This is a genomic window from Halobacillus sp. BBL2006 (assembly GCF_000786645.1).
In the GTDB taxonomy this organism is placed as follows: domain Bacteria; phylum Bacillota; class Bacilli; order Bacillales; family Halobacillaceae; genus Halobacillus.
The window spans coordinates 1-3,383 of record NZ_JRNX01000526.1; the positions used below are offsets into that span (position 1 = coordinate 1).

The 3,383-nt window shown below is 43.1% G+C and carries 5 protein-coding genes; all 5 read right to left on the reverse strand.

The window, feature by feature from the left end; genetic code table 11:
• Nucleotides 1-1,279 (reverse strand): flagellar hook-associated protein FlgK (gene flgK / locus LD39_RS15200; RefSeq protein WP_035549040.1); only part of this gene is annotated, 1,279 nt, incomplete at its 3' end.
• A gap of 18 nt (nucleotides 1,280-1,297) precedes the next feature.
• Nucleotides 1,298-1,786 carry a flagellar protein FlgN gene (locus tag LD39_RS15205; protein ID WP_035549043.1) on the reverse strand — a complete coding sequence of 163 codons (489 nt, stop codon included), beginning with the start codon at nucleotides 1,784-1,786 and terminating at the stop codon, nucleotides 1,298-1,300.
• Between the two features lie 12 nt (nucleotides 1,787-1,798).
• Nucleotides 1,799-2,065 carry a flagellar biosynthesis anti-sigma factor FlgM gene (gene flgM, locus LD39_RS15210; RefSeq protein WP_035549046.1) on the reverse strand — a complete coding sequence of 89 codons (267 nt, stop codon included), beginning with the start codon at nucleotides 2,063-2,065 and terminating at the stop codon, nucleotides 1,799-1,801.
• A gap of 78 nt (nucleotides 2,066-2,143) precedes the next feature.
• Nucleotides 2,144-2,566: a TIGR03826 family flagellar region protein gene (locus tag LD39_RS15215; RefSeq protein WP_035549050.1), complete on the reverse strand. Its 423-nt coding sequence runs from the start codon at nucleotides 2,564-2,566 to the stop codon at nucleotides 2,144-2,146.
• Between the two features lie 67 nt (nucleotides 2,567-2,633).
• Nucleotides 2,634-3,299 (reverse strand): ComF family protein, encoded by a 666-nt coding sequence (locus LD39_RS15220; protein WP_035549053.1) that lies wholly within the window; start codon nucleotides 3,297-3,299, stop codon nucleotides 2,634-2,636.
• Nucleotides 3,300-3,383: the final 84 nt, after the last annotated feature.

Genomic DNA, 3,383 nt, shown 5'->3' on the forward strand with positions numbered 1-3,383 from the left:
CTTCACCAAGGTTTAACGCATTTTCGCCGTTTCCTTTATTGTCGGTAACTGAAGCAGCTATATTACTGACACTATCTTTAATCGACTGGGCAATTTCCATCCGTCTTGCATAGCCTTTTCGATTAAACGATCCATTGTTGTCTCCAAAAAAGGCTATGTCAGAGGCTGTGCCGTTATCAATCTCGTTTAAGCTGTTGCCGCTCTCATGAACATCGTTGAACTTTTGCGCAAAAGTAAAGGCCATATTATCCAATTCGTTGAGCATGTTTGGATAAATTCCGACTGCCTCACCATTGCCATTCTCATAGCCATAACTATCGACTAATCCTCTCAGTTTGCCCATTGAACCGAAGTCAGTAGCATCTACCGTAGAGAGAGTCGTCTCACTGCCAGAAGACTTCAAGCCAATCTGACTAACGGAGTTGTCAGCGCCCTCATCCTTAATGTCTACCTGAGTGTAGGTCAAGCTGTTACCATCGACGAGCGCCACGCTTTTTCCCGAACCATCTTGAAAAAGGGATTGATTGTTTTCACCGACGATTTCAATCGTATAAATGCCATCAGCCATAGCAGAAGCTGATTTTGAGTTTTGGACATTGGTCACCTTAATATCAACCAACCCTGACAGCTGATCGACAAGCCGGTCACGCTCATCATACAAGTCATTCGGAAGCATGCCATGTGGCTCAACTTCTGCGATCTGCTTGTTCAAGCTGTTAATCTGACTTGCGAGACTGTTGATATCTTTCGTTGTCACGTTAATCTCATTCTTTACATCCTGACGCAGGCCGTTGATCGAATTAGATAGGTAATTAAACGTTTCCGAGAACGCTATTCCACGCTGCCTGACAACGGTACGTGTTTCGTTCGCTTCCGGATGGGTGGCTAAATCCTGCAGCGACTGCCAGAAACGGTCCATCGTTTTGGCTAAGCCTTGATCAGAAGGTTCATTCATGATTTCTTCCATTTTTGATAGCGAGTTGGACATAGATGCATAATAACCTGTTTTATTATTTTCGTTTCTAAATTGTAAATCAAGGAATTCCTCACGCACACGTTCAATCGAACCAGCTTGCACTCCGCTCCCGATCTGTCCAGGGATTTCCGGGCGATTACGTGAAGCTGCCGGGAAAGGGCCGGTCTGTTCAAAATTAACGCGCTGCCTCGTGTACCCTGGCGTATTAGCGTTTGAAATATTATGTCCTGTCGTATATAAAGCAGACTGCTGCGTGAAAAGCCCGCGCTTCGCCACTTCCAGTCCGTGAAAGGTTGAAACCATTATGAATTCTCCTCTTCATTAAGCTTTCGAATCGAACACCGATCGTTTCGGCTGCTCGCTTTTGTCCGATTTATTACCGTAATTCACATTGCCAAGGGTAGGCTGAAGCATATCTAAAGATAGGTTAATAAACTGCAGCGACTGCTGGGTCAGCTCTTTGTTCAGCTGCTCCTGCTCTTTCAAATTGGAAAGAACAAGGATCATCGCTTCGTATGCCTCTTGCAATTGACCCTTTTCGTTTCCTTCCATGTACTTGAGCATTTCTGAAATCGTTGGATCATTTAGAGTCAAATCATTAGATTGATACCACTGCTCGACCGCTGCTGCGCGCTTCCCATCGACCTGGGTGATTGCCTGCACATGTTTGCGCTCTTGCGTAAGCAACATCTGCAATTCCTCCGTATCATTCGATTTTAAAGCTTCGGTTTTTTTTCTGGAAAGCGACAATAAACTCTCGTGCAGCTGTGATAACTTGTTCATCGTTATAATCACTGTTTGTACCGTCAAGATGATTCTCCTTTATCCCTTGTTCGACCAAAAATCGATCATCTTCTTCGCTGTCGCTTTTGAATCGACCTGATAATTTCCAGTATCTACGTCGATTTTAATTTGATTAATCAGCTTCTCACGAGCGGGATCTGCTTTTTCTGTGTTCTGCATTTGCTTCGCTTGCTTGGAAATTTCAATTTTATCTTGTTGTTTAGATGGATTTTTCGCTTCCACTTGTTTATTCATTTGTTTCTGATAGGGGTTCAATTGGGAATGGTTCGGTCTGTTAATTTTCATGCCATTCACCTCTCTTTTCTATATTCACGCCGTTCTTTCTTCTACTATCGGTAAATCAGCCTTATTATTAAATCATCCTTACCGATCATTTTTCACTGAGTAATAAGTCTTACTCTCCTGGATCTGTGTTTCTTTTATTTTCTCACTCATTTCTTCGTTTCGTTTGTGTTTTTCCAAACCTGCTTCTAACTCTTTCCTGCAGCTTTCACAAATACGCCCGTCTCTGATTTCTGTTCCACACTTTTCACAAGAATAACTCAAATTGGGAAATTGAGCCGGGTGAAGTCGTTTCTGTTTCACAAACCCGCGAATTTGTTTTTCGGGGACCCCTGTCTTTTCTACAATTTCAGTAACGGTCGCCGTTCTGTTTTGCTTCTTCCTCATAAACGTATAAACAGTATGGAACTGGTCCTCTTCAATTTTCCTGCAGTTTGGACAAACTTTTGCCGTCCCTTTCATAAAAATCGCATTACAACGTGAGCAATTCGCTACGGTTCCCATCTCCGTCGCCTCCTACTTCTCTCTTTTTCTATTATATCGGCAACATGCCCACATCCCAAAGACGAATTTAACGAAAAATCGTAAAAGCACTCACCTTCGGACATCCTGCTTGTTTCAATAAGCTCGCGGCGTGCCTTAGCGTCGTACCGGTTGTGTAGATATCATCAATAAGGATAATGGGTTCATTAATAGACGTAGTTAATCGAAATGGGTTTGCAGAGTGAATCCGTGCGGCACGTTGCTTTTTTGATTGCTTTTCCATTCCTTCTCTCTCTAATAGATTTATAGATTCCCTGCCTAATAGGCGAATGATTGCTTCTGACTGGTTGAATCCTCTTTCTATCATGCGATCTTCACTAAGAGGAATGCTAACTAATGGCTCTTTATCTGAGTAATATTTGTGGAAGGCTTTGCTCACGTCCTTTTTATACGCCTCCATGAGCACGTAATCCCCCCGATACTTCCAGCGGGCTACGACATCTCTAGCAAAATCGTTATAACGGAAAACGGAAACATTTTTCTCAAGTACACCTTCATGGGTCACCGTCCATTTCTGACAATCAGGACATATCCCTTGATCATCATTTCGAAAACAGATCGGACATCCGGGCTTTACAATACGCTCCATTTGTTTCCAACAAGTTAAACAAAGCTTTTCTTTCTCAGGTACCTGCCAAAAATTCTCCCACGTGACTTGAGGTTCGATCGTCTCCTGACAGACGAGGCACCTCATGACTTTGCCCCCAAGCGATTCATATCGATGATCGCGTCCTCAGCATCAAGCATCGCATTCGTTTTTCCAATATGAAAAAAGATA

Excerpts from the sequence above, each read along its gene's own strand:
- flgM (WP_035549046.1), bottom strand. The coding sequence starts at position 2,065 with ATGAAAATTAACAGACCGAACCATTCCCAATTGAACCCCTATCAGAAA.
- LD39_RS15215 (WP_035549050.1), bottom strand. The coding sequence starts at position 2,566 with ATGGGAACCGTAGCGAATTGCTCACGTTGTAATGCGATTTTTATGAAA.
- LD39_RS15220 (WP_035549053.1), bottom strand. The coding sequence starts at position 3,299 with ATGAGGTGCCTCGTCTGTCAGGAGACGATCGAACCTCAAGTCACGTGG.